The organism is Streptomyces sp. NBC_01445 (assembly GCF_035918235.1).
Lineage (GTDB): Bacteria > Actinomycetota > Actinomycetes > Streptomycetales > Streptomycetaceae > Streptomyces.
The window spans coordinates 4813055-4828015 of sequence record NZ_CP109485.1; the positions used below are offsets into that span (position 1 = coordinate 4813055).

The window sequence follows — 14961 nt, forward strand, 5'->3', positions numbered from 1 at the left end:
CCTTCCCGTAGTCGCCGCCTCGCGGAACGCATCGCTCCGATATCCGCGCGCCCCGTGTATTCAAAACGTTCACCGGTGAAATTCCTGACGTTCACAGCCGATCGTCACCGAACAGCCCGTTGTTTCCGGATAGCCGGAATTGCCCCGCACGCGAGAGGGACGGCACGCAGAAGGCGTACGCGAATTCCCGCGGGGGAATTCCCGTACGCCTTCCGGGGACGGCGGAGCTACCGCGTCAGGGGTGCAGCAGATCGACCCGGACATCGGCCGCGAAGCCGGTCGTCGGGCCCACCCGTCGGGCGAACTCCGTGACGCCCTCCAACTGCCGCGCGCCGAAGCGGAAGTCGAGCGTCGTGAAATAGCGCTCGAGGACCTGCTCGTCGAAGACCTCCCAGCGCGAGGCCTGCTCGGCGACCTTGGTGACCTCTTCCAGGGACACGTCCCGGGAGGCGAGGAACGCCTCGTGCACCTTGCGCGTGATGAGCGGCTCGCGCTCCGCGTAGTCCTTGCGGGCGGCCCACACGGCGAAGACGAACGGCAGTCCCGTCCACTCCTTCCACAGGGCGCCCAGGTCGTGGACCTGGAGCCCAAGGCGCGGCGCGTCGTGGAGGTTGGCGCGCAGGGCCGCGTCCCCGATGAGCACGGCCGCGTCCGCGTCCTGCATCATCAGGCCCAGGTCCGGCGGGCACGTGTAGTAGTCGGGCTGCACGCCGAAACGGTCGGCGAGCAGCAGCTGCGCGAGACGCACGGACGTGCGCGAGGTGGAGCCGAGCGCGACCCGCCGCCCGTCGAGCTGGTCGAGAGGTACCTGCGAGACGATCACGCAGGACATCACCGGGCCGTCGCAGCCGACCGCGAGGTCGGGGAAGGCGACGAGCTGGTCGGCGGCCTTCAGGAACTCGACGAGGGTGATGGGCGCGATGTCGAGGTCGCCCTGGACGAGGCTCTCGCTGAGCTTCTCCGGGGTGTCCTTCGTGAGCTCGAGGTCGAGGAGCGTTCCCGTCCTGGCAAGTCCCCAGTACAGGGGCATGCAGTTGAGGAACTGGATGTGGCCGACTCGTGGCCGGTTGCGCTGCGGGGTCTCGGGAGAATTGTCCACATCGCGAGGCTAGACCCCATGCGGTACGGTGCAGGCTTCAGGGTCCCCGAGTCGGCTCTGTCAACCCTTTGACGCCCCGTGTCAAACCTCCGGGTGACGTGATCTTTCCCTCTATTGCATTCCGGTGCCTGCGTGCTAGGCTCGCCCGCAAGTTGCAGTTTGGTTTCCCTTGCAGTACAGAGCCTGCGGAGCATGTGACCGCGGGCTCTCGTCGTTTTCAGACTTTTGCAGTTGTTCGCAAGTGCATTTGCAGGTTCTGGAGCAGGGCGACCCTTTGGCCCAAGGAGGGCTTATGGCTACCGGAACCGTGAAGTGGTTCAACGCTGAAAAGGGCTTTGGCTTCATTGCCCAGGAAGGCGGCGGCCCGGACGTCTTCGTCCACTACTCCGCGATCAACGCAAACGGCTTCCGCTCCCTCGAGGAGAACCAGGCCGTGAGCTTCGACGTCACGCAGGGTCCGAAGGGCCCGCAGGCGGAGAACGTCACCCCCATGTAAGTGGGGCGTCCCCAGGTTTGCCCTTGGGACGTCGTGACTCCGGAACGGATGCAGTACCCAAGGAGCCCCGCTCCGCCAAGTGCCCCGGCACGAGGCGGAGACGGGGCTCCTGCCTTTTGCTCACGCGTACTGCATGACCAGGACGCACGTCGTACCCGGCTCCAGGGCGCGGCAGGTGTGCGGGACGTCGCCGGGGTACGACATGTAGTCGCCCGGGCCGAGTTCGACCGGGTCGTCCTGGGGTCCCGCGAGGACCCGGCCGGTGCCCACCACGATGTGCTCGACAGCGCCCGGCATATGAGGCTCCGAGTCGCGGGGCGCGCCGGGTTCGACCTGAAGGAAGTAGAGGTCGCGCCGGGAGCCCGGCGGGTTCGGTGAGAGCAGCGTCGCCGCGTAGTCGGCCTGCTCCGACGGGACCGCGACCCCCTCGCCCGCCCTGATGACCTGGACGACGGGGCGGGGCGCGTCGAGCAGCAGACTCGGCGGCACGTCGAGCGCGACGCTCAGCGCCCAGAGCGTCTCCAGACTCGGGTTCCCGCTCGCCGACTCCAGTTGCGAGAGCGTGGACTTGGCGATCCCCGCGCGCTTGGCCAGCTCGGACAGGGAGATCCCGGCCCGGCCGCGCTCCCGGCGCAGGGCCGCGGCGATCCGGTCGAGGGGGAGGCGGGGGGTCTGGCCGGCCATGCTGCTCCTACTCACCGTTCGTTCGCTGGGGCGGACCGGATCGTTCGCCTTGACGAACAGACGGTCCTGTGCCCATTCTACGAGTATGCGTTCGCCACACCGAACAGATGGTCCTCCTGAACGAACAGCCGGGGACCGGGCCGTACCCTCGGACCCCGCCGCCGCTCCCGCCCACAGCGACCGGCGGCTCCTGCGCGACATCGCGCTCGTCTGCCTCGCCGACGCCGTCGTGGGGGTCTCCTTCGGCGCGATCGCGGTCACCGGCGGGCTGCCCGTCTGGGTTCCCGTACTGATGTCGTTGATCGTCTTCGCCGGGTCGGCGCAGTTCAGCACCGTCGCCGTACTCGCGGCGGGTGGCGGTCCCGTGGCCGCCGCGGCGACCGGGCTGCTGCTCAACACGCGTACGGCGGCGTTCAGTCTGGCCGTCGCCGACGCGCTCGGCCGGTCCTGGCCCGCGCGTCTCGTCGGCGCACACCTCGTCACCGACGAGACTGCGGCGTTCGTCCTCGCCCAGCGGGATCCCCGGCGGCGCAGGGCGGCGTTCTGGATATCGGGCCTCGGGCTCTTCGCGGCCTGGAACCTCAGCGTGCTCGCCGGGGCGCTGGCGGGCTCCGTGCTCGGGGACACGGCCAGGTTCGGTCTGGACGCGGCGTTCCCGGCGGTGCTCCTCGCCCTCGTGCTGCCCGCGCTGCGCGGCGGGGCCGGGGTGCGACGGGCCGCGGCGGCCGGTGCGGTGATCGCGGTCGCCGCGACTCCGGTGCTGCCCGCGGGGATGCCGGTCCTGCTGGCGCTGACGGGCCTGCTCATGGCCCGCACGCCCCGCCGGGGAACCCCGTCCCTCACGCCCCGCCGGGGAACCCCGTCCCTCACGACCGGACGGGGAACCCCCTCCCCTACGACCGGCCCGGAAGCCCCTGCCCGTACGACCTCCCCGGGAGCCTCCTCGTGAACGCCACGCTCGTCGCCGTCCTCGTCCTGGCCGCCGGGACCTATGCCTTCCGGCTCGCCGGGCCCCTGCTGCACGGGCGGGCCGAACTGCCCGCGCGGGTGCAGGAGTTGCTGACCGTCGGGGCGACCGTGCTGCTGGTGGCGCTGCTCGCGACGGGGGCACTGACCGAGGGACACGGGTTCGCCGGGTGGGCCCGGCCCGCCGGGGTGCTGGCCGGCGGGCTGCTCGCGTGGCGGAAGGCGCCCTTCGCCGTCGTCGTCGTGGTGGCCGCCGCGACGACGGGCCTCCTGCGGCTCGCGGGCGTGTCGTAACGACCCCTGCGTGTACGGGAATCCGCTCCCGATCGGGCGAGTTGCGCCTCCGACTCGCTCCCGGACGAGCCGATTCGGCAATGTACGGACGGATAGCGGACCCGACCGGTCACGCGGACCGCCTTCGTGGGAACCGCCGCTACTCTGATCGGCCCGCGTCACCGACCGGACCCCGGCGCAAAGGTTGGGTATACCGATTTCTGCGCCCGCACCGATGCCGGGGCCCGCCCGGCACATGCTGGCCGCATCCGACCGGAACGCAGCACGACGCAGCACGACGGAGGCACCAGAACATGCCGGAGCTCCTGCACACCCGGGCCGCGGGACTCGTCGGCAGGGGCGGCGCCGCGGCCGCGCTCGAACGGCTGCTGCGCGAGAAGCGCCTGGTGACGGTCGCCGGGCCGGGCGGCGTCGGCAAGAGCGCGCTCGCCGCCGAAGTCGTACGGCGCATGCGCCGCGAACCCTGGTCCGCGAAGGGCACCGCCGACCTGGCCACGCTCGACATCCCCGGGCTCGTGCCGCACGCGCTCGCCCGCGCCCTGCGCCTCGACCGCGATCCCGCGGTGCCGCAGCTCCCCGCGCTGGCCGCCGCGATCGGGCGGCGCCCGGCGCTCCTCGTCGTCGACACCTGCGAGCGGCAGGCCGCCGAGTGCGCCGCCACGCTGCTGCACCTCGTACAGGCGTGCCCGGAGCTGCGTGTCATCGCCACCAGCAGGGTCCCGCTGGACACCCCGGTCACGTTCCCGCTGCCCCCGCTCGCCCCCGACGTTGCGGCCCGCCTGCTCAGGACGGCCGCGCTGGCACTCGGCGCGCCGCGGGACCCGGACCCCGAGCCGGCCCGCCGCATCTGCGCGGCGCTCGGCGGTCTGCCGCTCGCCCTGCGCATCGCCGCGGGCCAGCTGAAGGGTCACAAGGCCGACGATCTGCTGTCGCTGATCGGCCGCCCCGAGCGCCTGCTCGACCTGCCCGCCCCGATGCCCGGACTGCCGCACCGGCTGCGCACGCTGCGCGCCTCGCTGCGCTGGAGCCAGCGGCTCTGCCCGCCCGGCGAGCGGCTGCTGTGGGCGCGGGCCTCCGTCTTCACGGGACCCTTCACCCTGTCCGACACGGTGACGGTGTGCGCGGACGACCGGCTGCCGCCCGACGAACTCGCCCGTGCCTTCGAGGGGCTCGCGGCCCACTGCCTGATCACACCCGAACCGTCGGGCCCCGGCGCCTTCCGCATGACGGCGGCCACGCGCGCGTACGGCAAGCATCTGCTGGAACGGCTCGGCGAGGACGCCGAGTTCCGGCGGCGCTGCCTGGCGCACTGCCTGCACAACGCCCCCGCCTTGCCGTCCTAGCCCTTCTTCCTGGGCAGGGCCCAGGCCGCCAGCGCCGCCGTCACGCACAGGAGCCCGCCCGCGACGACCAGGCTGGTACGCATGCCCCCGAGGGAGAATCCGTCGCTCGCGCCGCCCGCGATGAGGGAGCCGAAGAGGGCGACGGCGAGGGCGCCGCCGGTCTGGCGGAACGCGTTCAGGAGGCCGGAGGCCGTGCCCGCGCGGGCCGCCGGGACGCTGTCCATGAGCAGGGCGGTGAGCGCGGGGACCGCGAACGCGCCGCCCATGCCCGTCGGGACGAGCAGCAGAAGTATCAGCCAGACCGGGGTGTCCGCGGCCAGCGGCAGGAGGCAGAACATGCCGAGGGCGAGGACGGCCTGTCCGGTCACGATGACGGGACGGCGGCCGAAGCGTTCGGCCATCGGCGGGGAGATCAGGTTGGTCGACGTGATGATCGCCGCCAGCGGTACGAACATGAGGCCGGCCTCGGTGCCGGACATGCCGCGCAGCTGCTGGTAGTAGAGGCCGAGCAGGAAGATCGCGCCGTAGAAGGCCACGTTGACCGCGAAGCCGATGGCGAGGGACACGCTCACGTCGCGCCGCCGCAGCAGGGGCAGCGGGACCATGGGCGCGCGGTGGCGCTTCTCGGCGGCGAGGAAGGCGAGCGCCCCGGCGACGGCCACGGCGAGTGCCGCGAGGACCGACGGGGCGGTCCAGCCGGCGTGGCCGCCCTCGATGACGGCGAAGGCGAGCCCGGCGAGCGCGAGGACCGCGGTGACCTGACCGGCCAGGTCGAGCGGGGCGGGACGGCGCGGGGAGCGCGGGACGCGGACGAGGAGGGCCAGGATCAGGGCGCCCACGGGCAGGTTCAGGAAGAAGACGGCGCGCCAGCCGGCGGCCTCGGTGAGGATGCCGCCGAGGACAGGGCCTACGGCCATGGCGACCGAACCGCCCACCGTCCACAGCGCGATGGCCCGAGCGCGATGCCGCGCGTCGTCGTAGGCCTGGCGGATCAGCGCGAGCGAGGCCGGCATCACGATGGCAGCGGCGCCGCCCTGGACGACACGGGCCGCGACGAGCGTGCCGATGCCGGGCGCGAGGGCGCAGGCGAGCGAGGCCAGGGTGAACAGTCCGACGCCCCAGGCGTAGGCCCGCCGCGCACCGGCCCGGTCGGCGAGCGCACCGGCGGAGAGCATGAGCGCGGCGAACATCAGGGTGTACGCGTCGACGATCCACTGAAGCCCGGTGATGCCGCCGTGCAGCGACGTACGGATGGCGGGCAGGGCGATGTTCACGGCGGACACGTCGATGGAGATGACGGTGAAGCCGAGGAGCGCGGCGACGAGGGCGTGACCGGACGCCTGTACAGGTGCCGGCGCACCGGCCGCCGGGCTGGGGGCACGGGTCGGGTTCCGCTGGTCGGGGCGGGTGGCGGCGGACGGCATGTTCGGGGCTCCTCGGGTGGAGAAACGGGTGGGCGACGTGGTCCGTCGTTCCTCCCCGGTCAGGCTTCGTGCGGGCGGCTCCGGCGACCGCGTCCGCGGCCCGGTGTCGTGCACCCCCTGGGTCCGCGGTGGCCGGGCCGCCCGCAACGGGATCAACTCTGCGCGGAGTTGGCGCGAGGTGGCAGGGCGCCGTTCACCGGGGCGCGCTGTTCCTGGTCCTGACACGGCCCCCCACAGACGTCGCCGAGCAGGGAGAATGGGGGTATGGCTGGTGGAGCGACGCAGGACGGCACGGAACTGGGCAGGTACCTCAAGGCGCGGCGAGCGCTCGTGAGCCCCCAGGACGCGGGGCTGCCCGCGGGAGCGGGGATCCGGCGGACGCCCGGCCTGCGCCGCGAGGAGCTGGCGACGCTCTCCGGCGTCAGCGTCGACTACTACACGCGGCTGGAGCGCGGCCGCGAGACGAACCCCTCCACGGCCGTGATCGACGCCATCAGCCGAGCCCTGCGGCTGTGCGGCGACGCGCACGAACGCCTCCACGACCTGGCCGAGCTGGCTTCGGGCCGCCTCACCGAGCCCCACCCCACGACCGACCGCACGGTGCGCGACTCGGTCCTGCGGGTCCTGGAGGCGCTGAGCCCGCTGCCCGCGTACGTGGTGAGCCGGCACAACTACGTGCTGGCGGCGAACCCGGCGGGCCGCCGCCTCCTGCCCGGCCTGTGGGACTGGCCGGACGAGGAGCGCAACATCACGCGGTATCTGTTCCTGCACCTCGTGGGCCGCAAGCTCTACGTCCCCTGGGAGGAGACGGTCGCGCAGTCGGTGGCGCACCTGCGCGCAGTGGGCGGCAAGGACCCGAACTCGCCGGAGCTGGCCGCTCTCGTCGGTGAACTCGTCCTGAAGTCACCGGAGTTCGCGAGGCTCTGGGACCGTTACGAGGTTCTGGAGCGCGGCGGCGGCACCAAGACGTTCGCGCACCCCAAGGTCGGCGCGATGACCCTCACGTTCGAGGTCATGCAGCTGGCGCGCACGGGCGGGCAGCGCCTCGTCACCTATCAGGCCGAGCCCGGCAGCCCGGACGAGGCGGCGATGCTGCGCCTGGACCCGGCGGCCCGCCCGGACCGCCGGGAGTCCTGAACTCCCTTACACCACAGTCACGTTCGAGTGTCCTCGCACACCGGGCGCGCAGAGCGTTCCATCTCGACCAATTCCTGACCGTTGAGTAACCTTACTCGGAAGTAAATTACTGACCGAGCAGGGAGCTGGACCATGGCCGACCGCTATCTGAACTTCACCGGCACGGCCCCGGGCCGCTTCCTGACCCGTCGCCTGGGCCTCCCCCAGCCCGCACAGCTGCACCGCTGGACGCCCGAACGGCCCGCGCTGGACAGCCCGTTGCTCCATCTCACGGCTGGCGAATCCGTGCACACGGCGGAGCTCGCGGGGCTGCTTGCGCGCACCGGCCTCGATGTGCGGGCGGCGGCCGAGCGCCCCGCCGCGATCGTCCTCGACGCCACGGCGGTCACGGACATTCCCACGCTCGCCGAGGTGCACGCGGCCCTGCACCCGGTCGCGCGCTCGGTCGCGTCCAGTGGCCGGATCGTGGTGCTCGGCGCCCCGCTCTCCCGCGACGACCACCACCAGGCCGCCGCCCAGCAGGCACTCGAAGGGTTCGTGCGCTCCCTCGGCAAGGAGACCGGCCGCGGCCGCACCGTCACCCTCGTACGGGTCGAAGGGCCCGTGGCAGCCACCGAGTCGACGCTGCGTTTCCTCCTGTCGCCCAAGTCCGCGTACGTCAGCGGCCAGGTGATCGAGGTCGCTGCCGGCGACACCACAGCGCCCGCCGACTGGGCGCGCCCCCTGGCCGGCCGCACGGCCCTGATCACCGGCGCCGCGCGCGGCATCGGCGAGGCGGTGGCGGAGGTCCTCGCACGGGACGGGGCCCGCCTGATCCTCCTGGACGTACCGTCCGCGCAGGCGGACCTCGAGGCATTGGCCGCCCGCCTCGACGCCACCGCGCTGCCCCTTGACATCACGTCCCCCGACGCGGCCGAGCGGATCGCGGACGCCGTCCCCGCCCTGGACACCCTCGTCCACAACGCGGGCATCACCAGGGACCGCACCCTGGCCAAGATGCCCGCCGACCGCTGGACCACGGTCCTCGACGTGAACCTGGCGAGCGTCCTGACCACCACGGACGCGCTGCTCAAGTCAGGCACGCTCAGCCACGGCGGCCGCATCGTCGCCACCGCGTCCATCGCCGGTCTCGCGGGCAACGCGGGCCAGACGAACTACGCGGCGAGCAAGGCGGGCATCGCCGGACTGACCCGGGCCCTCGCCCCCAAGGCACTCGCCGAACACGGCGTCACGGTCAACGCGGTGGCACCCGGCTTCATCGAGACGAGGATGACGGCCGCGGTCCCGCTGTTCATCCGCGAGGCGGGCCGCCGCATGAACTCGCTCCGGCAGGGCGGGCTACCGGTGGACGTGGCGGAGACGACGGCGTGGTTCGCGCACCCCGCCTCCGGCGCCGTCAACGGCCAGGTCGTCCGGGTCTGCGGCCAGAGCCTGCTCGGGGCGTGACGACCATGACGACCGTCACGCTCACCGCCGCCCCGTCCCTGCCGCCCCTCCTCGCCCGCGGCGCCCTCCTCTCCCCCCTCAAGCGCCCGCGCCCCGGCGCCGAGGCCCCCGTGACCCGCCTGGTCCTGCCCGCCGCACGCGCCGACCGCACCCGCCTGGCCGCGTACCGCGAGGTGTGCGGCTTCGACCGGGACTCCGCCGCGCTCCCGGTCACGTATCCGCACGTCCTCGGCTTCCCCCTGGCGATGCGGATCATGGCGGGGCGGCGCTTCCCGCTCCCCCTGCTCGGCCTCGTCCACACCTCCATCACCGTCACCCAGGGGCACGACCTGCCGGTCGACGAGGCGTACGAACTCTCCGTATACGTCAAGGAGTTGGCGCCCCACCGGCGCGGCACCGAGGCCACCGTCGTCACCGAGCTGCGGGCGGGCGACACGCGCGCGTGGACCTCGACCAGCACCTACCTGGCGCGCCACCGCACCGACACACCCCCCAGGGACGACGCGACGCCCGATGAGCGTCCCGAGCCGCTGCCCGCGGTGGCCGAGTGGAAACTGCCCGGCGACCTGGGCCGCCGCTACGGCGCCGCGTCCGGCGACCGCAACCCCATCCATCTGCACCCGCTCACGGCCCGCCTCTTCGGCTTCCCGCGCGCCATCGCGCACGGCATGTGGACCGTCGCCCGCTGCATCGCCGAACACGGCGCTGAGGGCGAGGTGCAGGTGCGCGCCGCGTTCAAGGCACCCGTACTCCTGCCGGCGAGCGTGACGTACGCGTCCCGGGGGCCCGCCTTCGAGCTCCGCTCGGCGACGCGCACCCATGTCACGGGCGAGGTGCTACGCGCCGGGGGCGGGTGACCAGCGCCGGCCCTCCATCAGGTTCCCGAGGCCCGACCAGGCGAAGTTCATCAGCGTGGCCGCGGCCTCCTTGGCCGTGACCGACGGGTCCGTGTTGGCCCAGCCGGCCAGCGACTCCGCGGCCCCGACCAGCGCCTGCGCGAGCCCGGCGACCTCGCGGTCGGGCAGCGCGGGATCGCCGTGCGCCTTCCTGGCCGCCGCCGCGAGCAGCCCGGTCACGAACGCGACGATCTCCTCCCGCACGGCCGTGACCTCGACGACGAACGGCTCACCGCCCGTCCGCGCGTGGCTGTGCAGGACGGCCCAGCCGTCGGGGTGGTGCGCCGTGTGCGTGAAGAACGCCCGGAGCCCGTCCCACAGCTGCCGGTCGGCTCCCCCGCCGCCGGAGACACCCTCGCGTACGGCAGCGATCAGGGCCGCCGACTCGCGCTGGATGCACGCCGAGAAGAGCTCTTCCTTGGAGTTCAGATAGAGGTACACCAGCGGTTTCGACACCCCGGCGAGCTCCGCGATGTCGTCCATCGACGCGGCCCGGTACCCACGCTCCCCGAACACCCGCACCGCCGCGTCGAGCATCTGACGCTCCCGCACGGCCCGCGGCATCCGCTTGACCCTCACTTCTCCCACCACGGCCCCCGCCTCTCTCCACACCGCGTCCGCCCGCAAGCGTAGCCACCACAACGCACACACCCCGCACCACGACCGGAGGGAACCGGCGGGTGCGGGGTGCGGACGGGTACGAGCCTGGGGACTCAGGCGGCGGCACCCACCGCCTGAGGCTCGTCCTCGTGCTGGCTCTCGACCACGAGCTCCTCGACGGGAGACGCGGTGGCGTTGTCGTACTTCACGCGGTCCAGGATATTCTCGCGGGCGGCCACGATGACCGGCACGAGCGCCTGTCCGGCCACGTTCGTGGCGGTGCGCATCATGTCCAGGATCGGGTCGATGGCGAGGAGCAGGCCCACGCCCTCCATCGGGAGGCCGAGCGTCGACAGGGTCAGCGTCAGCATGACCGTGGCGCCGGTGAGTCCGGCGGTCGCGGCGGAGCCGATCACCGAGACGAACGCGATGAGCAGGTACTCCTTGATGCCGAGCTGTACGTCGAAGATCTGCGCGACGAAGATCGCGGAGATCGCCGGGTAGATCGCGGCGCAGCCGTCCATCTTGGTCGTCGCGCCGAACGGCACGGCGAAGGAGGCGTAGTTGCGCGGGACGCCGAGGCGCTCGGCGGACTGCTGGGTGACGGGCATCGTGCCGACGGAGGAGCGGGACACGAAGGCCAGCTGGATCGCGGGCCAGGCGCCCTTGAAGAACTGGAGCGGGTTCAGCTTGGCGACGGTCGCGAGGAGCAGCGGGTAGACGCCGAAGAGGACCAGGGCGCAGCCGACGTAGATGTCGATCGTGAACGTCGCGTAGTTGCCGAGGAGGTCCCAGCCGTACTGGACGATGGCGCGGCCGATGAGGCCGGCGGAGCCGATCGGGGCGAGCAGGATGACCCACCACAGGGCCTTCTGCAGCAGCTCGAGCACCGACTCGGACAGGGAGAGGATCGGCTGGGCCTTCGGGCCGATCTTCAGGATGGCGACACCGGCGACGACCGCCATGAAGACGATCTGCAGGACGTTGAGCTCGGTGAACGGCGTGACGACATCGGTCGGGACGATGCCGGTCAGGAAGTCCAGCCAGGAGCCGGCGTGGTCGGGCTTGGAGCCGTCGGCCGGGGTGAGGTTCGAGCCGTTGCCCGGGTTGGTGATCAGGCCGATCGCGAGGCCGATGACGACCGCGATCAGCGAGGTGATCATGAACCACAGGAGGGTGCGGCTGGCGAGCCGCGCGGCGTTGTTGACCTTCCGCAGATTGGTGATGGACACCAGGATCGCGAAGAAGACCAGCGGGGCAACGGCCAGCTTCAGGAGCTGGATGAAGATGCCGCCGACCTTGTCGAGGGTCGTGGCGAGCCAGGACACGTCGTAGGTGCGGGCGACGTAGCCGAGCACGAGGCCGACGACCAGGCCGAGCAGGACCTGGGCCCAGAAGGGGATGGGTATCCGGAAGCGGGGCTTCTGCTTCTCGGACGCGGACGCGGTGTTCGCGGACACGGACACACTCCAGTGATGACGCGCGGGTGGGGTTGGACGTAAGGAAGCGGCCACCGCGGGAGGAAGAACCAGGGGCGCCGCTGCATCGGGGGGAGTCGCTTCAGAGGCGACAGGCCGCGGACATGCAACGGCAGAGGTCGACATGCAGGCGCGCCACGAGCGGAACGCTCATGGGCATGCGGGCTGCGGATGTCTTCATGTCAATCACGTTAACACTCATGCTTTGAGAACATCAAAGGGGTTCTTTGGGGAAGAAATGACCCGCTCCATGACACTTGGGCCTGGAAAACGCAGGTGGCCCCGGCATCGAGCGATGCCGGGGCCACCTGCGTTGTGACGAAGCTTACGAGTCCCTTACACGGGACTTCGGGGACGAGGTGCGTTACGAGGCGCTCTGCGCGCGGGCCGTGTCGTCCGCGATGTCTTCCTGCGTGCGGTTGCGCTCGTAGTTGGCCTTCGTGCGGTCGACGCGCTCGACGATCTTGACCGAGGCCCGGTCGCGCTCCTTGCGCAGCACGACGTAGCTGATCGGCGCGGAGATGACGAGACCGAGCAGGGCGATCCACAGGAAGTACGAGCCGCCGGCGCCGCGGGGCACGATGCCTGTCGAGGCGAGGCCCCAGACGACAAGGAAGCAGCCCGCGAAGATCCCGAAGCGCATCAGCGTGTAGCGGAGCATGTCAATCCACTCTTCCGTTCCGAATCGGTCCTACGCACCACCAAGTGAAGCATGCGGCCCCGGAAGGGCATTGAGCGGTACCGCAAGTAATGGTTAGAGTGACCCAATGACCCTTACGTTTCAGCTGGACCCGTCGATCGATCCGGCGCTGCGGGACGACGTCCTCGCGCTCTGGGCCGACGTGTCCAACGCGGGCGGAGCGGTCGGCTTCGTCCCGCCCGTCACCACCGAGGACATCCGCCCCGAGCTGGTCAGGCACCTCGCCGCGATGGCCGAGGGCCGCACCCGGCTCCTGGTCGGACGCGACGAGGAGGGCGCTGTCGCGGCGACGGCCTTCTTCACGTACAACCAGCACCGCCTGCAGAAGCACTACATCTGGCTGTACACGGTGATGATCCACCCGCGGTACCAGGGCAAGGGGTACGGGCGGGAGCTGATGGCCGCCGCGGCCGACGCCGCCCGCGCCTTCGACGGCATCGAGGCGATCCGCCTCACCTGCCGCGGCGGCACCGGCGCCGACCGCTTCTACGCGGCGTGCGGCTACAAGGAGGTCGGCCGCGTCCCCGGCGCGATCCGGGTGGCCCCCGGCGACGACCGCGACGACATCACGATGCTGCTGCCGGTGACATGACATGGGCGAAGAGGGGCCCCGGCAAACCGGCCGGAACCCCTCTTCGCGATCGCGCCTGTCGTCAGAGACGTCGTCGGATCAGAGACGACGTCAGACCCGCATCGCCTGCGGCGTCTCGCGCCGCGCCGGGTCCGGGCCGTCGTACTCGCGGATGATCTCGTACCGGGTGTTCCGCTCGACGGGCCGGAAGCCGGCGTCGCGGATCAGGTCGAGCAGGTCCTCACGGGTCAGCTTGTTCGGCGTCCCGTAGTTGTCCGCGTCGTGCGTGATCTTGTACTCGACGACCGAGCCGTCCATGTCGTCGGCGCCGTGCTGGAGCGCGAGCTGGGTGGTCTGCACGCCGTGCATGACCCAGAAGCACTTCACGTGCGGCACGTTGTCGAACAGGAGCCGGGAGACCGCGAAGGTCTTGAGCGCCTCGGCGCCGGTCGCCATGGTCGTACGCGCCTGGAGGCGGTTGCGGACCTTGCCGTCCTTCATGTCGACGAAGTCGTGCTGGTAGCGCAGCGGGATGAAGACCTGGAAGCCGCCGGTCTCGTCCTGGAGTTCGCGCAGGCGCAGCACGTGGTCGACGCGGTGACGGGGCTCCTCGATGTGCCCGTACAGCATCGTGGACGGGGTCTTGAGACCCTTCTCGTGCGCGAGGCGGTGAATCCTCGACCAGTCCTCCCAGTGGGTGGCGTGGTCGACGATGTGCTGGCGGATCTCCCAGTCGAAGATCTCCGCGCCGCCGCCGGTCAGCGACTCGAGACCGGCGTCGATCAGCTCGTCGAGGATCTCGGAGGCGGAGAGCCCGGAGATCGTCTCGAAGTGGTGGATCTCCGTCGCCGTGAACGCCTTCAGCGCGACGTTCGGCAGCGCCTCCTTGAGGGCCTTCAGGGAACGCGGGTAGTAACGCCAGGGCAGCGTCGGGTGCAGGCCGTTGACGATGTGCAGCTCGGTGAGGTTCTCGTTCTCCATCGCCTTGGCGAGGCGGACGGCCTCCTCGATGCGCATCGTGTACGCGTCCTTCTCGCCCGGCTTGCGCTGGAACGAGCAGTACGCACACGAGGCGGTGCACACGTTCGTCATGTTGAGGTGGCGGTTGACGTTGAAGTGGACGACGTCGCCGTTCTTGCGCGTGCGTACCTCGTGGGCGAGTCCGCCCAGCCAGGCCAGGTCGTCCGACTCGTACAGCGCGATGCCGTCCTCACGGGACAGCCGCTCGCCGTCCCGCACCTTCTGCTCCAGCTCGCGCTTGAGCCCTACGTCCATTGCCATTGCTCCTCACCAAAGACTGCGGCCAACCGTACTCCCCCACCCTTCGGGCGGGAGGGGCCCCCATCAGGCACTACGTGCCCGCCCCTACTCCTCCTCCGGCAGCTCCCCCACCCGGTTCTCCCACTTGGTGGACAGCACGATCGTGGTGCGCGTGCGCGAGACGCCCTTCGTGCCGCTGAGCCGGCGGATGGTGCGCTCCAGGCCGTCCACGTCGCCGACCCGCACCTTGAGCATGTACGAGTCGTCGCCCGCGATGAACCAGCAGTCCTCGATCTCGTGCAGGTCCTTGAGCCGGTGCGCCACGTCCTCGTGGTCGGCGGCGTCGGAGAGCGAGATGCCGATCAGGGCGGTGACGCCGAGGCCGAGCGAGGGCGAGTCGACGGTCGCGCGGTAACCGGTGATGACGCCGGCCGCTTCGAGACGGTTGATGCGGTCGGTGACGCTGGGCCCGGACAGGCCTACGAGGCGTCCCAGCTCGGCATACGAGGCGCGGCCGTTCTCGCGCAGAGCCTGAATGAGCTGCCTGTCCACGGCGTCCATAGGTCC

General features: G+C 71.4%; 16 protein-coding genes. 8 read left to right on the forward strand and 8 right to left on the reverse strand.

The features are described from left to right. Window positions 1–235: 235 nt before the first annotated feature. Window positions 236–1099 carry a menaquinone biosynthetic enzyme MqnA/MqnD family protein gene (locus OG574_RS21915; protein WP_326774595.1) on the reverse strand — a complete coding sequence of 288 codons (864 nt, stop codon included), beginning with the start codon at window positions 1097–1099 and terminating at the stop codon, window positions 236–238. 292 nt (window positions 1100–1391) lie between these two features. Between OG574_RS21915 and OG574_RS21920 the strand changes: the two genes are divergently transcribed. Beyond that, window positions 1392–1595, forward strand: a complete 204-nt coding sequence (locus OG574_RS21920) for a cold-shock protein (protein ID WP_006138897.1) — start codon at window positions 1392–1394, stop codon at window positions 1593–1595. A 120-nt stretch (window positions 1596–1715) separates the two neighbouring features. Here the strand turns inward: OG574_RS21920 and OG574_RS21925 are convergent, their stop codons facing one another. Then, window positions 1716–2279, reverse strand: coding sequence for a helix-turn-helix domain-containing protein (locus OG574_RS21925; RefSeq protein WP_100598012.1), 564 nt, complete (start codon window positions 2277–2279; stop codon window positions 1716–1718). 85 nt (window positions 2280–2364) lie between these two features. On the opposite strand from OG574_RS21925, the gene OG574_RS21930 reads away from it, so the two are divergent. The 3 genes from OG574_RS21930 to OG574_RS21940 all read left to right on the forward strand — a co-directional run bounded on the left by OG574_RS21930 (window position 2365) and on the right by OG574_RS21940 (window position 4882). Then, on the forward strand, window positions 2365–3228 hold the full coding sequence (locus OG574_RS21930; RefSeq protein WP_326774596.1) for an AzlC family ABC transporter permease: 864 nt from the start codon (window positions 2365–2367) through the stop codon (window positions 3226–3228). Further along, a complete protein-coding gene (locus tag OG574_RS21935; RefSeq protein ID WP_326774597.1) occupies window positions 3225–3539 on the forward strand; it encodes an AzlD domain-containing protein in 315 nt (104 codons plus the stop codon). The genes OG574_RS21930 and OG574_RS21935 overlap by 4 nt, the downstream gene beginning before the upstream one ends. Window positions 3540–3832: 293 nt before the next feature. After that, a complete protein-coding gene (locus tag OG574_RS21940) occupies window positions 3833–4882 on the forward strand; it encodes an ATP-binding protein (RefSeq protein WP_326774598.1) in 1050 nt (349 codons plus the stop codon). On the opposite strand, the gene OG574_RS21945 is transcribed toward OG574_RS21940, so the two are convergent. Continuing rightward, window positions 4879–6306 (reverse strand): MFS transporter, encoded by a 1428-nt coding sequence (locus tag OG574_RS21945; RefSeq protein WP_326774599.1) that lies wholly within the window; start codon window positions 6304–6306, stop codon window positions 4879–4881. The two genes, OG574_RS21940 and OG574_RS21945, sit on opposite strands and share 4 nt — an antisense overlap. A 264-nt stretch (window positions 6307–6570) precedes the next feature. Between OG574_RS21945 and OG574_RS21950 the strand changes: the two genes are divergently transcribed. The 3 genes from OG574_RS21950 (at window position 6571) to OG574_RS21960 (ending at window position 9746) form a co-directional block, all read left to right on the forward strand. After that, complete coding sequence (locus tag OG574_RS21950) at window positions 6571–7443, forward strand: helix-turn-helix domain-containing protein (RefSeq protein ID WP_326774600.1); 873 nt, start codon at window positions 6571–6573, stop codon at window positions 7441–7443. Between the two features lie 132 nt (window positions 7444–7575). After that, window positions 7576–8889: a 3-oxoacyl-ACP reductase gene (locus OG574_RS21955; protein ID WP_326774601.1), complete on the forward strand. Its 1314-nt coding sequence runs from the start codon at window positions 7576–7578 to the stop codon at window positions 8887–8889. 5 nt (window positions 8890–8894) lie between these two features. Then, window positions 8895–9746 carry a MaoC/PaaZ C-terminal domain-containing protein gene (locus OG574_RS21960; RefSeq protein WP_326778574.1) on the forward strand — a complete coding sequence of 284 codons (852 nt, stop codon included), beginning with the start codon at window positions 8895–8897 and terminating at the stop codon, window positions 9744–9746. Here the strand turns inward: OG574_RS21960 and OG574_RS21965 are convergent. From OG574_RS21965 to OG574_RS21975, 3 genes are all read right to left on the reverse strand, one after another. Beyond that, on the reverse strand, window positions 9726–10373 hold the full coding sequence (locus OG574_RS21965; protein ID WP_326778575.1) for a TetR/AcrR family transcriptional regulator: 648 nt from the start codon (window positions 10371–10373) through the stop codon (window positions 9726–9728). The two genes, OG574_RS21960 and OG574_RS21965, sit on opposite strands and share 21 nt — an antisense overlap. A gap of 125 nt (window positions 10374–10498) precedes the next feature. Continuing rightward, window positions 10499–11845, reverse strand: a complete 1347-nt coding sequence (locus OG574_RS21970) for a dicarboxylate/amino acid:cation symporter (RefSeq protein WP_326774602.1) — start codon at window positions 11843–11845, stop codon at window positions 10499–10501. Between the two features lie 382 nt (window positions 11846–12227). Beyond that, entirely contained in the window at window positions 12228–12524 is a 297-nt protein-coding gene (locus OG574_RS21975; protein WP_326774603.1) for a DUF4229 domain-containing protein, read from the reverse strand. A 106-nt stretch (window positions 12525–12630) separates the two neighbouring features. Here OG574_RS21975 and OG574_RS21980 point away from each other — a divergent pair, with 106 nt between their 5' ends. Further along, the gene (locus OG574_RS21980; protein ID WP_326774604.1) at window positions 12631–13155 is read left to right on the forward strand and encodes a GNAT family N-acetyltransferase; all 525 of its coding nucleotides are present in this window, start codon (window positions 12631–12633) and stop codon (window positions 13153–13155) included. A gap of 90 nt (window positions 13156–13245) precedes the next feature. On the opposite strand, the gene mqnE is transcribed toward OG574_RS21980, so the two are convergent. Together mqnE and OG574_RS21990 are read right to left on the reverse strand one after the other, a co-directional pair. Then, complete coding sequence (mqnE, locus tag OG574_RS21985; RefSeq protein WP_326778576.1) at window positions 13246–14409, reverse strand: aminofutalosine synthase MqnE; 1164 nt, start codon at window positions 14407–14409, stop codon at window positions 13246–13248. A 90-nt stretch (window positions 14410–14499) separates the two neighbouring features. Then, window positions 14500–14955, reverse strand: coding sequence for an Lrp/AsnC family transcriptional regulator (locus OG574_RS21990; protein WP_100598000.1), 456 nt, complete (start codon window positions 14953–14955; stop codon window positions 14500–14502). Window positions 14956–14961: the final 6 nt, after the last annotated feature.

Excerpts from the sequence above, each read along its gene's own strand:
- OG574_RS21920 (WP_006138897.1), top strand. The coding sequence starts at position 1,392 with ATGGCTACCGGAACCGTGAAGTGGTTCAACGCTGAAAAGGGCTTTGGC.
- OG574_RS21925 (WP_100598012.1), bottom strand. The coding sequence starts at position 2,279 with ATGGCCGGCCAGACCCCCCGCCTCCCCCTCGACCGGATCGCCGCGGCC.
- OG574_RS21930 (WP_326774596.1), top strand. The coding sequence starts at position 2,365 with ATGCGTTCGCCACACCGAACAGATGGTCCTCCTGAACGAACAGCCGGG.
- OG574_RS21940 (WP_326774598.1), top strand. The coding sequence starts at position 3,833 with ATGCCGGAGCTCCTGCACACCCGGGCCGCGGGACTCGTCGGCAGGGGC.
- OG574_RS21945 (WP_326774599.1), bottom strand. The coding sequence starts at position 6,306 with ATGCCGTCCGCCGCCACCCGCCCCGACCAGCGGAACCCGACCCGTGCC.
- OG574_RS21950 (WP_326774600.1), top strand. The coding sequence starts at position 6,571 with ATGGCTGGTGGAGCGACGCAGGACGGCACGGAACTGGGCAGGTACCTC.
- OG574_RS21955 (WP_326774601.1), top strand. The coding sequence starts at position 7,576 with ATGGCCGACCGCTATCTGAACTTCACCGGCACGGCCCCGGGCCGCTTC.
- OG574_RS21960 (WP_326778574.1), top strand. The coding sequence starts at position 8,895 with ATGACGACCGTCACGCTCACCGCCGCCCCGTCCCTGCCGCCCCTCCTC.
- OG574_RS21975 (WP_326774603.1), bottom strand. The coding sequence starts at position 12,524 with ATGCTCCGCTACACGCTGATGCGCTTCGGGATCTTCGCGGGCTGCTTC.
- OG574_RS21980 (WP_326774604.1), top strand. The coding sequence starts at position 12,631 with ATGACCCTTACGTTTCAGCTGGACCCGTCGATCGATCCGGCGCTGCGG.
- mqnE (WP_326778576.1), bottom strand. The coding sequence starts at position 14,409 with ATGGACGTAGGGCTCAAGCGCGAGCTGGAGCAGAAGGTGCGGGACGGC.
- OG574_RS21990 (WP_100598000.1), bottom strand. The coding sequence starts at position 14,955 with ATGGACGCCGTGGACAGGCAGCTCATTCAGGCTCTGCGCGAGAACGGC.